Origin of the sequence: Dysgonomonas sp. Marseille-P4361, assembly GCF_900343125.1 — a bacterium.
GTDB lineage: Bacteria > Bacteroidota > Bacteroidia > Bacteroidales > Dysgonomonadaceae > Dysgonomonas.
Genome location: NZ_OPYL01000011.1, coordinates 28,378 through 45,496, shown reverse-complemented (window position 1 = coordinate 45,496; position 17,119 = coordinate 28,378). Strand labels below are relative to the sequence as shown.

The 17,119-nt window shown below is 40.8% G+C and carries 17 protein-coding genes and 1 pseudogene; 8 read left to right on the top strand and 10 right to left on the bottom strand.

The window, feature by feature from the left end; all coding sequences use genetic code 11:
* A pseudogene (locus DHU68_RS14395) lies at positions 1–111 on the bottom strand (transposase); the annotation flags it as partial.
* A 363-nt stretch (positions 112–474) separates the two neighbouring features.
* Here DHU68_RS14395 and DHU68_RS14055 point away from each other — a divergent pair.
* Positions 475–1,722 carry an FISUMP domain-containing protein gene (locus DHU68_RS14055; protein ID WP_108823637.1) on the top strand — a complete coding sequence of 416 codons (1,248 nt, stop codon included), beginning with the start codon at positions 475–477 and terminating at the stop codon, positions 1,720–1,722.
* Positions 1,723–1,913: 191 nt separating this feature from the next.
* Here the strand turns inward: DHU68_RS14055 and DHU68_RS14050 are convergent, their stop codons facing one another.
* Entirely contained in the window at positions 1,914–3,188 is a 1,275-nt protein-coding gene (locus tag DHU68_RS14050; RefSeq protein ID WP_108823636.1) for a relaxase/mobilization nuclease domain-containing protein, read from the bottom strand.
* The gene (gene mobC / locus DHU68_RS14045; protein WP_108823635.1) at positions 3,178–3,537 is read right to left on the bottom strand and encodes a plasmid mobilization relaxosome protein MobC; all 360 of its coding nucleotides are present in this window, start codon (positions 3,535–3,537) and stop codon (positions 3,178–3,180) included. The genes DHU68_RS14050 and mobC overlap by 11 nt, the downstream gene beginning before the upstream one ends.
* A gap of 642 nt (positions 3,538–4,179) precedes the next feature.
* On the opposite strand from mobC, the gene DHU68_RS14040 reads away from it, so the two are divergent.
* Entirely contained in the window at positions 4,180–4,974 is a 795-nt protein-coding gene (locus tag DHU68_RS14040; protein ID WP_255412519.1) for a hypothetical protein, read from the top strand.
* A 14-nt stretch (positions 4,975–4,988) separates the two neighbouring features.
* On the opposite strand, the gene DHU68_RS14035 is transcribed toward DHU68_RS14040, so the two are convergent.
* The 5 genes from DHU68_RS14035 to DHU68_RS14015 all read right to left on the bottom strand — a co-directional run bounded on the left by DHU68_RS14035 (position 4,989) and on the right by DHU68_RS14015 (position 9,731).
* Positions 4,989–5,624: a hypothetical protein gene (locus tag DHU68_RS14035; protein ID WP_108823634.1), complete on the bottom strand. Its 636-nt coding sequence runs from the start codon at positions 5,622–5,624 to the stop codon at positions 4,989–4,991.
* A 127-nt stretch (positions 5,625–5,751) separates the two neighbouring features.
* Positions 5,752–6,930, bottom strand: coding sequence for a PBSX family phage terminase large subunit (locus tag DHU68_RS14030; RefSeq protein WP_108823633.1), 1,179 nt, complete (start codon positions 6,928–6,930; stop codon positions 5,752–5,754).
* A gap of 19 nt (positions 6,931–6,949) precedes the next feature.
* Positions 6,950–8,749 carry a hypothetical protein gene (locus DHU68_RS14025; RefSeq protein ID WP_108823632.1) on the bottom strand — a complete coding sequence of 600 codons (1,800 nt, stop codon included), beginning with the start codon at positions 8,747–8,749 and terminating at the stop codon, positions 6,950–6,952.
* 2 nt (positions 8,750–8,751) lie between these two features.
* Entirely contained in the window at positions 8,752–9,186 is a 435-nt protein-coding gene (locus tag DHU68_RS14020; protein ID WP_108823631.1) for a hypothetical protein, read from the bottom strand.
* A complete protein-coding gene (locus DHU68_RS14015) occupies positions 9,183–9,731 on the bottom strand; it encodes a hypothetical protein (RefSeq protein WP_108823630.1) in 549 nt (182 codons plus the stop codon). The genes DHU68_RS14020 and DHU68_RS14015 overlap by 4 nt, the downstream gene beginning before the upstream one ends.
* Before the next feature lie 167 nt (positions 9,732–9,898).
* On the opposite strand from DHU68_RS14015, the gene DHU68_RS14010 reads away from it, so the two are divergent.
* From DHU68_RS14010 to DHU68_RS13990, 5 genes are all read left to right on the top strand, one after another.
* Positions 9,899–10,372: a hypothetical protein gene (locus DHU68_RS14010; RefSeq protein WP_160111166.1), complete on the top strand. Its 474-nt coding sequence runs from the start codon at positions 9,899–9,901 to the stop codon at positions 10,370–10,372.
* A gap of 46 nt (positions 10,373–10,418) precedes the next feature.
* Positions 10,419–10,973, top strand: a complete 555-nt coding sequence (locus DHU68_RS14005) for a hypothetical protein (protein WP_108823628.1) — start codon at positions 10,419–10,421, stop codon at positions 10,971–10,973.
* Positions 10,974–10,985: 12 nt separating this feature from the next.
* On the top strand, positions 10,986–11,507 hold the full coding sequence (locus DHU68_RS14000; RefSeq protein WP_108823627.1) for a lipocalin family protein: 522 nt from the start codon (positions 10,986–10,988) through the stop codon (positions 11,505–11,507).
* Positions 11,508–11,546: 39 nt separating this feature from the next.
* The gene (locus tag DHU68_RS13995) at positions 11,547–12,017 is read left to right on the top strand and encodes a hypothetical protein (protein ID WP_108823626.1); all 471 of its coding nucleotides are present in this window, start codon (positions 11,547–11,549) and stop codon (positions 12,015–12,017) included.
* A 582-nt stretch (positions 12,018–12,599) separates the two neighbouring features.
* Entirely contained in the window at positions 12,600–13,484 is an 885-nt protein-coding gene (locus tag DHU68_RS13990) for an OmpA family protein (protein ID WP_108823625.1), read from the top strand.
* Between the two features lie 85 nt (positions 13,485–13,569).
* Here the strand turns inward: DHU68_RS13990 and DHU68_RS13985 are convergent, their stop codons facing one another.
* Positions 13,570–14,484 carry a hypothetical protein gene (locus DHU68_RS13985; protein ID WP_160111165.1) on the bottom strand — a complete coding sequence of 305 codons (915 nt, stop codon included), beginning with the start codon at positions 14,482–14,484 and terminating at the stop codon, positions 13,570–13,572.
* A 125-nt stretch (positions 14,485–14,609) separates the two neighbouring features.
* Positions 14,610–15,566, bottom strand: a complete 957-nt coding sequence (locus DHU68_RS13980) for an LptF/LptG family permease (RefSeq protein ID WP_108823623.1) — start codon at positions 15,564–15,566, stop codon at positions 14,610–14,612.
* A gap of 165 nt (positions 15,567–15,731) precedes the next feature.
* Here DHU68_RS13980 and DHU68_RS13975 point away from each other — a divergent pair, with 165 nt between their 5' ends.
* Complete coding sequence (locus DHU68_RS13975; protein WP_108823622.1) at positions 15,732–17,018, top strand: hypothetical protein; 1,287 nt, start codon at positions 15,732–15,734, stop codon at positions 17,016–17,018.
* Positions 17,019–17,119: the final 101 nt, after the last annotated feature.

The window sequence follows — 17,119 nt, the reverse complement described above, 5'->3', positions numbered from 1 at the left end:
GGATTTACCTGTTTCTGCCAGATTCTTAAATACTTTGTTGCTAGTGACACGTTTGTTCTTACAGACTCTGATCGGAGTGGAATCTACAAAGCTGATTCCTGTGCACTTACCCAAACAGCAGGTTTTAACAAAGATGGTCATAGTCTCAGACAGCTTTGTCGATTCCACAAAACGATTAGAGTCTGTAACAGGAAGCTCTGATTGCATATGTTTCTGTAGATGAAAGTGTTTGTTCATATAAAAAGTTGAAAGAATTAGATAATACTAATAGCTCAAAAGCATCCATCTTTAGCGATCGTTTGGATTTATTACAGAAAAAAGAGAATAAATATATTTTCTAAAAATATACAAACCCATCGACAAGCGAACATATCTTTATAATTTTATCAAAACAGAGCATATTTTTTTATAAAAAAAATGTTATATATTTACAACCGAACAATAGTTGGAAATAAAACTAAATAAATAAGAAAAATGATAAATCTACGAAACTTAGCACTAGTGATATATATACTATTGGCTACAGCTATACATGCACAGGTTACTATTGGTAGCGGGCAAGAGCCCAATAAAGGTGCTCTACTCGATCTGAAAGAAGAGGGTGATACCAAACGGGGTTTGGGTATGCCTCGGGTAGAACTAACCAAACTGCGACCCACCACTCCTACCGAGCTAGCAGCCTCTATCGGTGGAACGGGTGAGTGGGGGCTAGATGAGCATACAGCTCTGATAGTGTATAATACGAAGGGCAACCATTGTGCTACACCTGAAATCTATGAGGGGCTTTATGTGTTCGATGGTGAAAAGTGGCAATATCTAGGACAGAAAGGCTCTGTATCGACCAAAGTAAGCTATTATGAAGATACGCGTGATCAGCTCCTCGGTAAGCAGAGCTACCCTTATCGCTCTTTTGGCAATGCAGGTATTTGGATGACCGAAAATATGCGTTATGTACCCAATGACAATGGGGCAACAATGACAGCTTCTGCCGGAGGTAGTAATAGTTCTTCAAAGTATTATACATATCCCAATGCAAAAGATAATCCAGAAATTGCACCAGATACTTGGGACCCATCACAGGGATTACTTTATTCTTACTCTGCTGCTACCCTCGGAGAACAGGATGAAGAGAATATTGATCAGGGACAAAAGAATATTAATCAGGAACAAGAACAAGTGGCAGGTGATACACCAGGAAATAATGAGGTAGAGATAACAAAAGGTAAAATACAAGGAATATGCCCTACAGGTTGGCACGTACCTAGTGATCGAGAATGGAATCAATTAGAAAAAGAAGTATACAAAAATGCTCATCTATATAGCACTTACACGGAAAACGAATTAAGAGACATCGCTATTTGGAAGCCTTCTTCTTGGAATCCTGAGTGGGAAAGAGGATTAAATGAACGTGGTAGCGAAGGTCAAGGCGGACACGGTCTAGCCATGCTTGGCGCATGCAAGTTTCCAGATCCAGATATTCAAACTGACTCCAATGGTAAAAGTCTCAGTACAGAACAAGGAGGCATAAATATCCCACTGACCAATGATGCTGTTGGTGGTGGTGTGCACGCTGGAGACAAAGCCTGTTTCTGGACTGCTAGTGTCCAAAGCAATGACACTGCCTGGTTTCGAGGGCTCCATAACAAGAGTAAGGGAGTATATCGACAAGCTCATCCCCGTACATACTTGTATTCGGTGCGCTGCAAGAAAGACAAAGACTGAAAAAACGAATATATTAGTTTGATGGTCTATCATACCAATATACGTATGTGCTAGGACTATTTATTATGCTATATATCAGCTAGATATAGTTTATACGCGCTTAGGGATAAACTGTAAGATGCTCTCACTACAGCATGTTGTAATGGGAGCATTTTCTTGTTTGATTGGCTTATGACAGATCGCATATAATTTTACATTCTTCTTCCCTTATCTTTCTTAATCTTCGGTATTACAATCTGCTTTTTGAAGTCCTCTTTTTTGATCTTCGGAATACGTGGATCACCCCATTCCAGACAATATACAGAATCTTCTTCAAGAGTATGTTTAGTGATTTTTTCGATCCCTTCTATCTTCGTAGAATTTGGATTCCAAAGGTGTGGGTATGCAAAACCGCCGCCATACCATTTAATTTTGGCATGAACCATATAATCTTTTTCCAACAAGATTTTATCGCGGACTCGCATCTCGTATTTTCCATACTTGACAAAAGTATCCGGATTCTCACTGCTAAAAAACACTCGATTTTTTTCGCCATTCAAGAAAGCATATGCCGAGAATTGTCCTTCCCCGTCATTTCTTGTCATATTTCTCAAGATAATATACCCCTCGTTCATCAGTATTTTTTCTTGCTCATCAGTTAATTCCACTCCTTTAATGATCAGGTTTCGTTTTATCGGTGTTGTCTGAATATCTACTTTCTGCTGAGCTTTCTGTTCTTCTCTTGCCTGTTTTTTAGTCTCCTCAATATTCATATCGAATGTTTTTTTGAGATTACTAAAGCTGAATTTCCGATCAATCTGTGAGCCTTTAAAAGCAATATTGTCGCATCGAAACGACACTCCTTCAATCTCTCCGGTGGTTCGTCTGTGCTTATACTGCACCTCAATTCCGAACTGCTGAAGAGCAAATGTCAGGTCGGCAGGTATTTTACAAGTCGGTAAAATAGCTTTTACGGCATCGTAAATATAATACTTTACCTTATCGGGGTTGTTCAACTTTTCTCGTTTTACTCTCTCTTTTCCTTTGCCATAAGTTAGTTTATACTTATCCTTTAGCTTCTTGCAAACCTTGACATTTCGTTTGTAGTCGTTGTTAACTGAGATTAATTTCAGGTCGTTGTCAATTCGGTTATACACAATGTGCAGGTGTTCATTGTCGGTACTGTGATGCCGGACAATGATATATTGAGTGTTCTTTATACCCATTTCGTTCATGTATTCTTTAGCTAGTTGGAGCATAAACTCATTGCTCATTCTTGGTTTGTCTTCAGGAGCAAAAGACATGGGGATATGTCCGACAGGTTGTTTGATCTCTTTCCTGCCGGAGCGTTGCATGGCAAAGCTACGGATCATATTTTTTATATTATCAGCAAATACACCTTCAGCTTTCAGCAATTCGGCTGTATCATCCATTACATAGTTGATACAGCCTTTGAAGGATTTTCCCTTGATGTTTTTAGCGATCATAGAGTAAGTTCTTTAATTCAAGAATGAGCATGTAGGCTATCTTTGACGCATTTTCAAAACCTTCTTGATTGGCCTTTTTAGCTAGCTGATTCAGATTGTTTGCCATACCAGCCACCTTACGGATTAGGTCAAGCTCCTCCAGACTAAAGCGATTTTTCACACTTCCCTTTAATGTCATTTCACGGGCATATTGGGTGGGTGTTAGTCTCAACTTTTCAGCCTTTTCTTTAATGGAGTTATAGTCAGCCTCAGTCAATTTAAGATTGATCGAAACGGAAAGCTTGTCATCTCCTTTAGCCGGACGCCCTTTGGCAGTATTATTTCTGCCATTCTTCTTCTTATTTTCCATAATAGCTGCATCTAAGATTATGGAATATCCTGTGCCTTAAAGCACAGGACAGACCGATAGTTTTGCAACCATCGGGAGAAAAACGAAAGGGCTGTAAAGTGAGCTTAAAACAGGCGACCAACGTGAGCCTGTTTTCAAGCAGAGGATAAATTCAAGGTACGCCGGATTTATGCTTTGCGTGGTCACTGCCTCGCAGAGCAAGGTATTTTCGGAAGGAAGTCAAAAAGTCTCGGAGAGCTTTTTGGGTTACCCGAAAGATTACCTTGCTCCTATTGTCAGTCGAAAAAAATAAAGAGGCAAAAGTCTCTTCTATTTTTGATTCGGCGGCAATCTTTATGTACAAGTTTCGGTATAGGACTAAGATGCCCCAACTTTGCAATACGGTCTGTGTATTGCAAATTGCTCTTCAAGGGTAAGCAGAGCAAATGAATGGTAGAAAGTGGATTGAATTTCTCATATTGCAGCATAATTTAATATATCCGACATGGATACTTGGACAAATATAGATTGTTAATTTGATAGTTATATCATTGACTATATGACTTGTATAACTTTGCTTGGGGATGCTTTTATTTGCCATATAGCCTGACAAAACAGAGTCACTCTTATTGCTCCTATTGGTAATATTACTATCTTTAGTACATGTATAATGGTAAGCAAGAAATAGAACCTACGGATGTGCCGGAATCCTTCCAAATTGTACAGCAGAGTCTCAATGATTTTGTAGCAATCAACTACGAAACGGCACTTGGTATGGTCTCACAGCCGCAACTGACAGAATCAGAAATACTGCATTACAAAAGCAAAGTGTTGGATATTATCCGTAACAATCCCCCTCTGGCAAGCTTGCCTAAATATCTTCGTGACGGGAGAGAAGACTATCTCTGGTACAGTGACTTTTATGATGAAATAAGCAAAGATGTTTATCATCGGTATCGTACATTTGTCAAACCAACATGTACAATAACTCCAAGTAATTATACCACAGAGTTGACCAAAATCGCTTTACCTTATTTCAGAGAATTGGTCAACCTCGTAAGTTTGGCACGCTTATGCATAAAATATGAGAAACTTCTTCCAACTCCTAAAGTAAATACTCTTCAAGAAGAACCACCCACAAAGGAAATTACTATTGTTAAGGAGACAAAGGCTACAATAAAACCTAAATCTACCAAACGTTCTTACCAACCCAAACTTAGCAAAGAACAATACGCACTATTAGCAGACTGCATAGAAGCAATAAAATTGTTTCGCTCAAAAATAAAAGTATCTGAACTAAAGAAACTACTTTCAGGAAAACTCCCCGAACCACTACAGGTAACTAACCAAAAGACATTGGTCTATCTCTTTGACCAACTCTGTGAACACAAATACATCAAAAATACGTGGGTATCGGTTGCTGATTGGAAAATATATTCCGACCCTTTTTGTTATTAAATTAAAAATTTATACTATAAATCAGGTATTTCCAGATTGATAGGATTGCTGTAAACAGGTTTGTCGCTCAATTCCATACTGGAGCAATCTATAAAAGCTGATTCAGGTAGTGGTTTTAGCCCTATACTGCTTCTTAGTTTATCCGATTTCTCTTTGTCGTGCAAACATACGCCATTGGCTGTTGTCCATCCTTTATAAGGTGTGTCGAAGTAGGAGCGTCCTTCCGTAATCACATAGTATCTATCCAGAGCATAACTGAAAATGATCGGACTAAGATTACCTTTATCCAGTTCGGCTTTAAACAGATCGTAATTTTTCATCACTTTGTCGGGGCTGTGCGAAAGATAAACAAAACCCACATTCCTTACACAGTCTTGCATCCAGTTCTTTTCGCCTACCTGCTTGCGATTAGGAAAACCATTTTTCTTGACAAACGAAAGAAATTTATCAAAGTTTAAAATATCAAACTCTATAATGCGCTCTCTTAAGACTTCAGAATACTCTTTTGCCCTGATTGTCTGATCGATTGCATAAAGTTGACATAATTCAAAAGCTAAGGCGTCTTGTTCCGGAGTCGACAGTTCTTGAGAATGAATATTTGAATTGGCAAACAAGAACAAGAATAGAGTCAGAAAGATAGTGTGTTTCATTACGTTCGTTTTTTTATGTTAGTGATCGTAAAGAAATATAAAACAACTATATCTCGTTCTTATTCAGCTATTATAAATAATTAAAAGGAATTAATGTTTCATAAAAAGAATATTCTTTTTCAAATTTTTACAATCGTTTGCCCTTTATCACCGAATAGCTGAGCGACGAATTTCGCTCCAATAGTTTGTTGAGGCACACATAGCGTTGCGCATCGATGGAGTGATTGTACTTGTCGATAGGCGTATTGGTAGGGTTGCCAAAGCTGTCGGTCATCCAGCGGTAATTTCGGTATTCGTTGATGATGTTTTTGCTTCGGCGGGTGACGTGCTTCGCATAACGGTTGAGAATAGCAATACCCGTAGCGATGCTGTCTCTGCCCTTTTGTGCAGGCTCTACCTGCCAGCCTAGGGCAGCTATCTCGCGAATGCTCTTCGGCTCGGCACTATCGGCAACGATGGGCGTATTTCTGGGGATGCCTTGCGACTCCAGCACCTGAGCTATCATCGGATTGTCGAAGCCCTTGCTATAGAGCAGTTCATCTATCCACAGTTCACCTTCGTGCAGACGAATATCTACAATAGCCGAAGGATCGTTGGTGAAGCCAAAGTCGATGCCCAGCCAACGTTTCTTATACTCCGAGGGCAAGGACTCTACAATGTCCCAATTGCGGACGACCAGCCCCTGTGGCATACCCGTAAGCCCTTCGCCATACACACGCCACCACTCCGCATCGTGCCGGTTCGATTCTATTTCCTTTATCTGTGCCGCGCTGAGGTACTGGTTGTCGCGATAGGTGGAATGAATAAGGCAGGCTTCGTTGGGGCGAGAGAGTACCTTCTCGTCGAGCCAGAATTCGAAACTGGGGTTGCAGTCGAGAAAGATGGTGTCGGTGGTACGGATAGCCAGTTGACGGTAGGTTTCGTAGTCTATGTTGATGCACTCGTTGACGTAGAGTATATCTCTGCTCGGACCATGTACCTTGCCTGCATTGTCGACCGAAAAAAATTCGATGATGGAATTCTCCACCTTGTAAATCTTGTCCGTTGCATTCCAGTCTCTAACGTTCCACAGGCCTTCTTGCATCAGCATTTCTCGGAAATCGCGGATACAACCCTTTTTGAGGTGGGGCATCGATTCGGACACGATGGATATGGTGAGCGGACGAGCCGAACAGCGGGCGATGGTGTACAAGAGTTGCAGCAAACTGTAAGTCTTCGACGAGCGTGTCGAGCCCTTATTCACAACGTAGCGGTAGCCACGGCGATAAGCATCCAAGTTGCGGTCGTAAACGCTGGTAACTTTCATCTGTACTCTTTCTTCGTTCTTACTCTATCCGTGCATTATACGAATCGGTGTAGTGGTACTTCATTTCCATCTTGAAGAGTTCGTCCTTTGTGTCGTGACGTATGTTCATATCGTCTACAATGATATATCTGAACTCTTTTCCCAACTGTTCGTTGTCTGTCACCTCATACACGGCTTTGGATGTGCTAAGCTCTTTCAGCCAGTCGCATACCTCGCGTGTGATGGGCATAGTCTCTACCGTAAACGATTCGGTTACCTCTTTGCTAAATACGTTTTCTATCCTGCTGCTTGTCGCCTTGTCGGGGGTGTGTGTCTGGTAGAATGTTGTCGCCTTTGTCTTGAAGTCGGTTTTCTCCGTCCCCGAAAAGTTGACACTGCTCCATCCGCCCAAACGGTTGAGGAATATAAAATCATGCACTTTGTACAAGCATTCGGGCATAACCCTGAAGCTAAGCGGATGACTTACCTCATAGATGGTCGGTTCTTCCATGTATCTTTCTCCTTCTTCGTACTGGCACAAGCAAACCTCTACACGGGCAGCGGCAGGACGAGCAGCAAGAAGTGTGTCGAGATTGAGACGAATGGTATTTACCATATTCAGCTTCTGGGGGAGGATGAGATTTTCTGTCACCTCGTCGATCGGTCTTCCGTGCGATGCATAGAATTTGTACAAAAGTCCCAGTTTCCACGATTCTTCCGTATTGCGGTTAGGGTCGGAGAGAATGAAGTTGAGGTATTGGAGCTGACCGGCTGTGTGTGTCAGTTCGGGTTGGGTAGTGAGTAACTTTATCTTCTTTTCATTCCTCTTATCTTCCTTGTCGGTTTCCAGAATTTTGCTCTTCGAGGTATCGAACACATAGGGCGTAAGGTCATTCTTCTCCAAGGTGCGACCATAACCCGTAAGTTGGTAATAAACATTTGAGAGGAAGAACGGATCCTGATTGCTTTTCTTGTCGGCTGCACCTATTATTCTTTTGGCTATAACTCTGTAATCCTTTATCGTATGCGGATTAGCCCATTCTTTCACCTTTGTGGGAGGCATCGAGAAGGAGGGAGACGAAACAGCATTGAGGTTGAACCAAAGCGGTTGCCCTACATAAGCCTTGCTCATGCTGGTGACATACGTCCCAAACTTGCTCTTTTTGGCGTCGTAAGATGGTTTTTCTCCATCCGAAAAAGCAGGAAGCGGATTGTCTTCCTCGCCCAGCAGAACGCCATTGTCGGTGTAGATGTCGAGGTGTATTTCGCAATCTTTGGCACCGCCGCTTATCGAGTCAGCATTTGTCGATCCGGAGGCTGGTTCGTGCAAGAGTTGCAGAATATTATTCGTATCGCCTTTTTGGGTAAAAAGGAATTTGTACAGATCTCCTCTACCTTTGGGGGTGAGTGTAATATTTTCGTTCAGAACGATTTCAGATTTTCCGCCTGCCAACTCGTTCACTTCGAAAGGCGGACTGATATGGAAGTTTCGCCCAAAGAACGAATTCTTCATCAGGCATTCTCTAAGGTTGTTGGCTGTACGTCCGCGACTAGTGGTATCCACATAGAACTTAGTGTCGCTGGTGTCTGATATACTATTTGTTCCTTCAAACTCGTGAATGGCTCCGGTGCTTGCATTTGTTCCTTCTATGAACGTGATTTTAGGGTTGGGGTTGCCGGCTAGGTTTTTATGTATTGTGAAAATATAATTATCAACAGCCTGACTGCCCGATCCGGACTTGCTGCTGAAGGTGATGAAGTTAGGATTGTCGGAGAGCGATACTTGTGCCGGTTCTTCGATAGTAGCTATTTTGTCAAATCCTTTAATTAAATATCCCATAATCAATTAAAATATGCTGTTAAATCTGTTATTAATGCGTCGAATAATCTTTCGCTCCATTCCCTGTCGAAGCGTTGCTCCACCTCCCTCTCCAGTGTGGCAAGAATAGGGGGGGCGGCATAGCCATCGCGCCAGATGGCTTCGGAGATGGCATAGAGCGTCTCGTTGTCGGTGGGGATGCCTCGCCGTTTTGCCCAATCTTCGAGCTGGCTGATTGGAGGTTTTTTGCCTTTTTGGGGCGCACGACCTGCTTCCACAAAGTCGATATAGTTGTCCATCAACACGCGCACCACCACATTGTCGCCATAGTCTACCGCGTACGAAACTGTATCGCGCAGACGGCTGTCGGCAAGACCATTATCGTCTAATATCTCCTGTGCCAAGAGTACAATGTCGCGCCCGATGGCATCTATGGCTGCGTTCAGGGCTTTGTTCATCGTTTTGTTTTTAGGTCAAATTCGGGGAACTTATTGACAAACACTTCGCAACGATTGGCGGGAGAAAGGTCGAAATCGTTGAGTGCATCGTTCGTTTCAAACTCTTTTTCTGTATCGAATTGCTCGTCTATCAGACAAAGATTTTGCATGTTGGCTTGCGTAAAGTTGACCGAAAAACGGCATCCGCAGGCATTGTCGTCGTAGTAGTTGCTCAGTGTGAGGAAGCTCCAATCGGGCAGGATGTTGATGCCCAGTTGGTTGCTTTGCTGTTTGATGCGTTCTATGATGTTTAGCCCTATGGAGAAAGCCAGACTTTGCAGTTGTGTCACGCTGCGCTCCTTGTCGGGCACAAAGAGGATGGCGAAATTGACCGAATTGGTAAATACGTTTCCCGTATTGCGCCCGAGGATAGGATCGTCGAGCCAAAATAGCGGATAGCTGTCTTTGCCGCTTCCCAGTTCGTACTTGCGGTTGTAGTAAAAAGCCTTGATGGTTTTGTGTTGCTGTGCCTGCTGGCGAAACAGGTTGATGATGCTGTTTATCATACTCGTGTTGCTATTTATTGTTTTTTTCTGAGAGTTACTATGAATAGATAAATTGGCAGGAATTTTGTAAAAAGCAGAAAGTTACCTTGTTTTTGTGTTGAAAATCTTACCTTTACAGCTTGATTTAATGGTTTGTCGCAAACTAAAAACTACATAACTAAATGAAAATGAACAAGATCTTTTTATGCTATATTCTGTTGGCTGTGTGTCTGTTATCTGCTTGTATAGGGAATGAGAATAAGACAGCTAAAGGAATCGTCGGCAAGTGGAAATTTCTGGATATAGAATACGACGTAGATGTTCCGAACACCAACAATATAGATAAGCTTGAAAATATATTTGATGGTTACGAGGCTGCGATAAGAGAAGAACTATCAAGTTGGACTATGGAATTTACCAGCGATGGAAAAGCCATTGGCAACTCTCCCAAAGATGACACCTATACTATTTCGGGTGATACGTTGCTTATAGATCTGGGGATGAAAATGGAAATAATGAAATTCAGAATAGAAGGAGATACCCTCATCACCGAAGTAGATGTGACAAGAGATATTGTATCGTCAATATCGGTATCAGCAGAGGGCGATGAATTTAATATCAAAAAATGTATCTGTAAAATAGTTTATGTGAGAAAGAAATAGAAACTGTTCAGAACAAGAAGTCTGTATATAAAAAACGAACCATACAATGATAAAACCTGCCAATCTTATATTATTCGCAATACTGATGCTCTCGAACCTCGTTTCGGTGCATGCGCAGGAACAGAATGCGGATGCTCAGAAAGCAATCTTAGGCAAGTGGGCTATTGCAGATGTGAAAACCGATATTGTAACCTCCGATTCGGCATCCACTACGAAAATTGAGAAGTTTTGGGTTGCTTTGGATCAGGCAATCGGAACTACGGAAGAAACTATCGTTGGTGCAGAGTTTTTCGATGACTATTACATAAATAATAAGGGCGATCGTTACGATTATACTTTGTCCGGCAACAAGATGATCAGCTCAAAGAATGGAGAAGAAAATAATGTTGATGAAGTATCTTTCGAGATAAAAGGCGATACGCTTATCTACTTTTACGATTTGGGCGAAAAATTGCGCGATCTGGTAAAAGCTCTGGAGGATATGAGTGAAGATATGGAAGAAACGGGTGTAGAACGGGAATTTCCTAAAGGTTTGGTAATCGAAAAATGTTTTATCTCTGTTTATTTTTCCCGAGTAAAAGGAGAAACTGAAATTAATTGAAAATAAATAAATATGAAAACGAACAACTTTATCTTGCTGGCTGTGTTGATATTGGCTAGCCTGTTCTCTGTTCATGCGCAGGAACAAACTGTGGATACGAAAAAAGCAATACTTGGCAAATGGCAATTCTCTGAAATAAAGGTAGATATACTTACCTCCGATTCGGTCGTTACAGAGCAAATGCAACTGACTATGTCTTCAGCCCTTGCTCTGACGCAGGAAACAATGGGTCAGATGATACTGGACTTTACCGAAGATGGTAAGATACTAAGCAATCTGGGCAATGATAAAACGTACTGGATAGAGGGTGACAAGCTGAGTATGAAAGAGGGAGGGCGTACCGATGAGGTCAGCTTTGAGATAAAAGGCGATACGCTTATCTACAGTACCGATATGACCGAAGTGATGGCAAATAGAATAAAGATGATGGGACAGATGGGTGTTGATGCAGAGCTTCCCGACGATCTGGTTGTTGAAAAATGTGCCGTTGCAGTCTACCTTGTCAGACCAGCGGAAGATGCCGACAGCGAATGATTTATAGAGTTTTTTAATACAAATAAACTTTTAACACAAATGAAAAAAATAAGCTTACTTTTACTTACTACCCTGATGGCGCTTTGCCTGTTTACAGCATGCGAAAGTGATGAAGATAATGATAACCCTGCGGCGCTGATTGGCAAGTGGAAGTTTGTAGGAGATGATGTTGTTGTACGCACATCGGACAAAGAAGCCGATCGTATGATCATGATAGACTTTGAAGCGTACCTGGAGTGGGAAAAAGATCCGACTTCTATCGAATTTACTACAATTGGTACTTTCTTTGTTGATAATGAACTCTCGGGGACATATACAGTAGAAGGCAATAAAATGTATTTGAAATATAAAACAGAGACAATCGAGGGAGAATTTAAAGTGAAAGACGGCAACCTTTCAGTATCTCGCAGCTTCCTTTCTTACTACGAAGACGAGCAACGTCATAATATGCCTATCGACGACGATGTGAAGATACATGAAGTGTCGCATGTGCAGTATTATAGTAAATAAATAAAGTTTTACACTCGTATATAGATAAATGAAGATATGTCGCAATATATGTGGCATCTTTTTTATTTGTTAATAATATTAAATATTTTCTTCGTGTTTGACATTTAAAGATATATTTGTTTATTGTTAATTTACTAAGTCTATTTTACTGAAAAAGACAGGACTCACAATATAATATATTTTCTATCATATAGTTTCCCATTGTCTCAATTTCCTAATCGGAAGAATAATCAGATAAAATAACCGGATAAGTAACAATATTGGCGATAAAAGGTAGCTGATAAGTAAAACGTATGCTGTTAGTACGTTGATTTATAGCTTATTTATTTTGTCGGATCAGGACAAGAACATTCTTTTAATTAATACTACGTAATAGAAAAGGGAGATGCTATAGAGGTAGCGTTTTCCTTTTCTTCTCAATGGAGGTAAGTGTTAATTAACACGTTTGTATATAAAAAATACTTTTTCTTTGTTAAATATCTTAAAATAAGGTATTTAATGCCTCTGTTTTGGTGTTTCTGTTAAAACAAATAGATAGACTTTCTCGTTATAATGGTAGTGAATTTATAATTTAATAAAGTTATGAAGTATTCTGTCAAATTGCTGCTGATAGCAGCAGCCGGTCTTATGTTTACAGGCTGTGTTACTCAAGGTAAGTTCAACAACCTGCAAGCCGATTATAACCAACTGAGGTACGATTATCAAGACAGCCAGCTGCAACTGACCGAAAGCCGTACGCGAGTACAAAGCCTTGAAGAAAGATTGCGCGAAGCACAACAAAATAACGACAATCTGAGGGCTACGCTAGCCGATCTGCAACGTACGCTGGACAAGAGCCTGTCGCAAAGTTCGGAAGGGAATGCCAATATTTCGAAACTAGTAGACGAGATCAATGAATCGAATCGTTTTATCCAACACCTGGTAAGGACAAAGAACAAGTCCGACTCGTTGAACCTGGTCATGGTCAACAACCTTACCCGTTCGCTTAGCCGCGACGAGATGCGCGACCTCGACATCAAAGTGCTGAAAGGTGTAGTTTATATCTCGTTGGCAGACAATATGCTTTACCGTACGGGTAGTTACGAAATCAGCGAACGTGCGGGCGAAATTCTGAGCAAGATTGCCAAGATTATTCTCGACTATCGCGAATACGATGTATTGGTAGAGGGTAACACCGACGATGTGCCAATCTCTAGGGCTAATATTCGCAATAATTGGGATTTGAGTACATTGCGTGCTTCGTCTGTCGTTCAGACCTTGCAAAATCAATACGGTATAGATCCTAAACGAATGACTGCCGGAGGACGTGGCGAATACAATCCTGTAGCTACCAACAGTACAGAGGAAGGCAGATCGCTCAACCGTCGTACACAGATCATCATCACACCTAAGCTAGATCAGTTTATGGATTTGATAGATCAGGCGCCCGAAAGCTCGTTGGACGAAACATCAATAGAAGATTTTTAGTTCTCCATAACATTTTTCAAACAAAAAGCTTGTCTCTCTGATATTGAGAGCAAGCTTTTGTTCTTATGTTTATAAAAGATGTTTTTTAATCCACTTTTGTATATTCTACAAACCATTCAGAATCCATAGCACCCGGCATATCAGATTCGTTTTTGTAGCTGATAGGGTAGCCGTCCGAATTGTATGTATAGGTCGTAGTACCGGTATTCGCCTCCGTAGAAGAATTGTTATAACTGATGTTTTTCACCTCATTGTTTACCCCCTTGTAGCTAAACAAAGGCAATGGAAGGTGACCAAACCAGTGTGGTGCATTGATGGCGGCAAAGATATTATTTTTGTCGTCATACTCATATCTACCTCCCATAATGTAATTATTCCCGTCAACATTTTTTCCGGTATAAGCATCCTCTATCAGATTTCCGTTCTTGTCGTAGATAAAAAATCCTTTAGATGTTCTTCCATCCTCCCAGCTTTCGTCACGGCTTGTCACTCTGCCGTTGCCATCCACTTCGAGTGTGATAACACCCAGAGCAGAACCTTTTCCTGAGGTTTCGAAACTGTTGTAACTACTTACCAGTTCTATCATTACTTTATTGCCACTGTAGCTTACAGTGTAAGTGTCTTCAAGAACATGCACTCCCGTCTGATGGCTTCCTGTGCCTTCCGACTTCATGTGTACTTTGGTAACAAGATTATCCGTATAGGTGATGGTGTACTTAGCCTTTGTTTCACTTTTGAACGAAGCATTATCAGTCGACAGGTTGTTGATAATTTCCGTAATGCGGTTTTTACCATCATACTTAAATTCGGCTGTAATCTTTGCCATTTCCAATGTGTTGTAAATCTTGGTCGGTAGCATTTTTACGGCAGGCGTGTTTCCTCCTCCGCCACCATTGCCCCCTCCGTCATCTTCATCATCGTCGCTCCCGCATGCAGGAACTACCATCGCTGCCGCTAATAACATGATGGTAAAAAGGAATTTGTTGTAAATTTCTCTCATCACTGTGTGTTTTAGTTTATTGTGTAAAATAGTGTACAAAACAAAGATAGGTGAATTATTTATATACAAAATAGTATCTGCATATAAATTGTATGCAATGCTTTGATTTCCTGATTTGTATTCCGTTAATATCGACTGCCGTATTCCCTTGCTTGTCTTTTCATGTCCAGCACCACCGACTCGGTATATCGCGTGACTGATAGAAGCATAGCCAAGGCAACTATGATGATAGCCAGAATGCCGAAAATCTTATTCACCGACTTGTTGCGAGAGCAGTAACCTGCCAGTGCAAAAATGAAGAAGGTGATAAACAATGATACCGGATCAACCCAACGCTTATAATTTTCGACCCAGTACTGAGCCAGATCGGCATACGTATTTGCCAACAATTGAGCCTCCTCGTAGAGTGTATATCGCTGAATATAGAAGACCGAATCGGGGCTAAGCTCTGTCGTCGTAGCATGTCCGTACTCTACACCCAGCTGTTCCAGATTATAACTCTCGTAGGCTTCGTCAGCCAAGTCTTTAGGCAATTGATTTAGCAATTTGTTCGATTCCTGTATATGCCCTTTTTGAGCATCGCTCAGCGAGTCTATCTTGAAATGCAGCTTCTGATATGAAAAAGTAGATGGCATCGTATTCTTAAAATCGGGATTGCTAAATCCATAAGAATCGCCATCCTCAATAGGCTCTGGGTAGAAACTACCTGTTTTCATTTGCCAATACAAGTTGGCAGACTTAAGGTTGAGGGTAGGGCGCAAGGTAGAATTGTAAACGTAGATACCTCCCGCAAACAGAAGGAAGCACCCCGCCGTCAGGGCAAAAGTTTTGACAAAATCGGCTATTCCGCTAAAGTTTGTAGAACGGAATGCTGCAAAAACAGCTACCGATGTCGCCATACACAGCGCCGATGGTAAAGCCAGCAAGGCTCCCAACAGAGCAAAGTGCAGTCCCTGATCCATCGACAGAGGGTAAAAATCGGGGCTATATGTAGTCAGTATATAGGCAAAATTAGCTAAAGCTGTAACGAGAAAAATAATGATAAAATACTTCCAAAAGCGTTTGCTAAAAATTCTTTTCATATGTGTGTAGTTTTATTTAAGATAGCTACGAAGGTATAAATTATTATTATACTTTAAAATGAATGAATATTAATTTGTTAAATGGGATAATTAGCCTTAGTTTTGTCACACTAATTTTTGAGAATAAACACATTATAAACCTTTTACATTATTACAGGAAAAATTATGAAAAAATTCAGTTTACTCTTTTTAAGCACTTTGATGGCGTTGTGCCTATTCACCGCATGTAGCAGCGATGATGAAGAGAAAGACGAAAACAAAATTAAATTTATCTCTACCGAAGATGTAACAACTACTACCGGTCAGGAGATTAGTCTTTTTATCGAATCAGAACAAAACACTAACAATTTTTCAATTTACATAGGAGAGGTCGAATTGCCTGAAGATAATTATACCTTTTATAGTGATGGAGCATCAAGATACGAACTTCGATTTGCTCTGCCTAAAGGTCTTAATCTGAAATCGGGAGAAAATATTTCTATCCGCAACGAAAAGAATGAAATATTGGCTGTTGGTCCTAAAATTATAATAAGCAAAAGCTATGTTTATTATATGACAAGGATTAGAAATGGAAATCTGAACCAAAAACTGGTGGCTCTGCCGGGAACTAATCAGGTAATGACTCTTAACGAAGGAGAAACGTTCGTTAAGAAAAAACATACCCTCGAGTTTAAAGGATTCGATGCCGAAGGAAATCCTGAAATAGAGAAAACATGGACTGTGCTGAATTTCAAACTGGAGGATAAAGAACCCCTTTCGCCTATAGGAGAATATAGTGCATTGGGGGTGAGTAGCCGAGATGGCATTACTTATTTTGCTATGCCATACTCCAGAGTAGGATGTTTGCTTGTTCAAGAAACCGAAGGTATGACTCGCATTGCCGGAGCAACTTATGTGCAGCAACCTATTGGGCTAATAACCCATATAGAACAAGATAAGGATAATAACCTTTTTGTTATCTCAAACAACACTCCTAACTGTATTCAAAAAATGTCTGAAGTCAGCGAAGCTGCTGTATGGGCAGGATCGGCGAGCGAAAGCGGGAGCAAAGATGGTTCTTTGACCAATGCAAGATTTGAAAACATAGTAGGAATGTCCAGAGATAGCAAAGACAATCTTTACGTTGCACAAAAGAACGGGATACGCAAAGTGTCGCCTCAAGGAGAAGTTTCTACTTTGAGCAAATTTCCATTCCAAAACATTGTAGCTATGACAGTAGATCATAACGATAAGATTTATGTTATAGACTCTGAAGAACCAAGAACAATCAGCATAATTAATATTAACGACGAAACGATCGAAAAATATAACGTTATATCTTCCTATGGTAGCGATGTATCGTTTAGCTTAAGTTCTCCAAACATAGCAGTAGCAGAAAACGGTGCAATCTTCATGTTAGAGTATGAAGGATCGGGAAGCTACGTATTTAATGTGCTAATTCTTGAAGAATGATCTTGACCGGAGAAAAAATACTCCAATAAAAGTTTAAGATAAATGAAAAGAGGCATCCAGAACAGATGTCTCTTTTTTGTTTGGATATACAGCTTAAGATA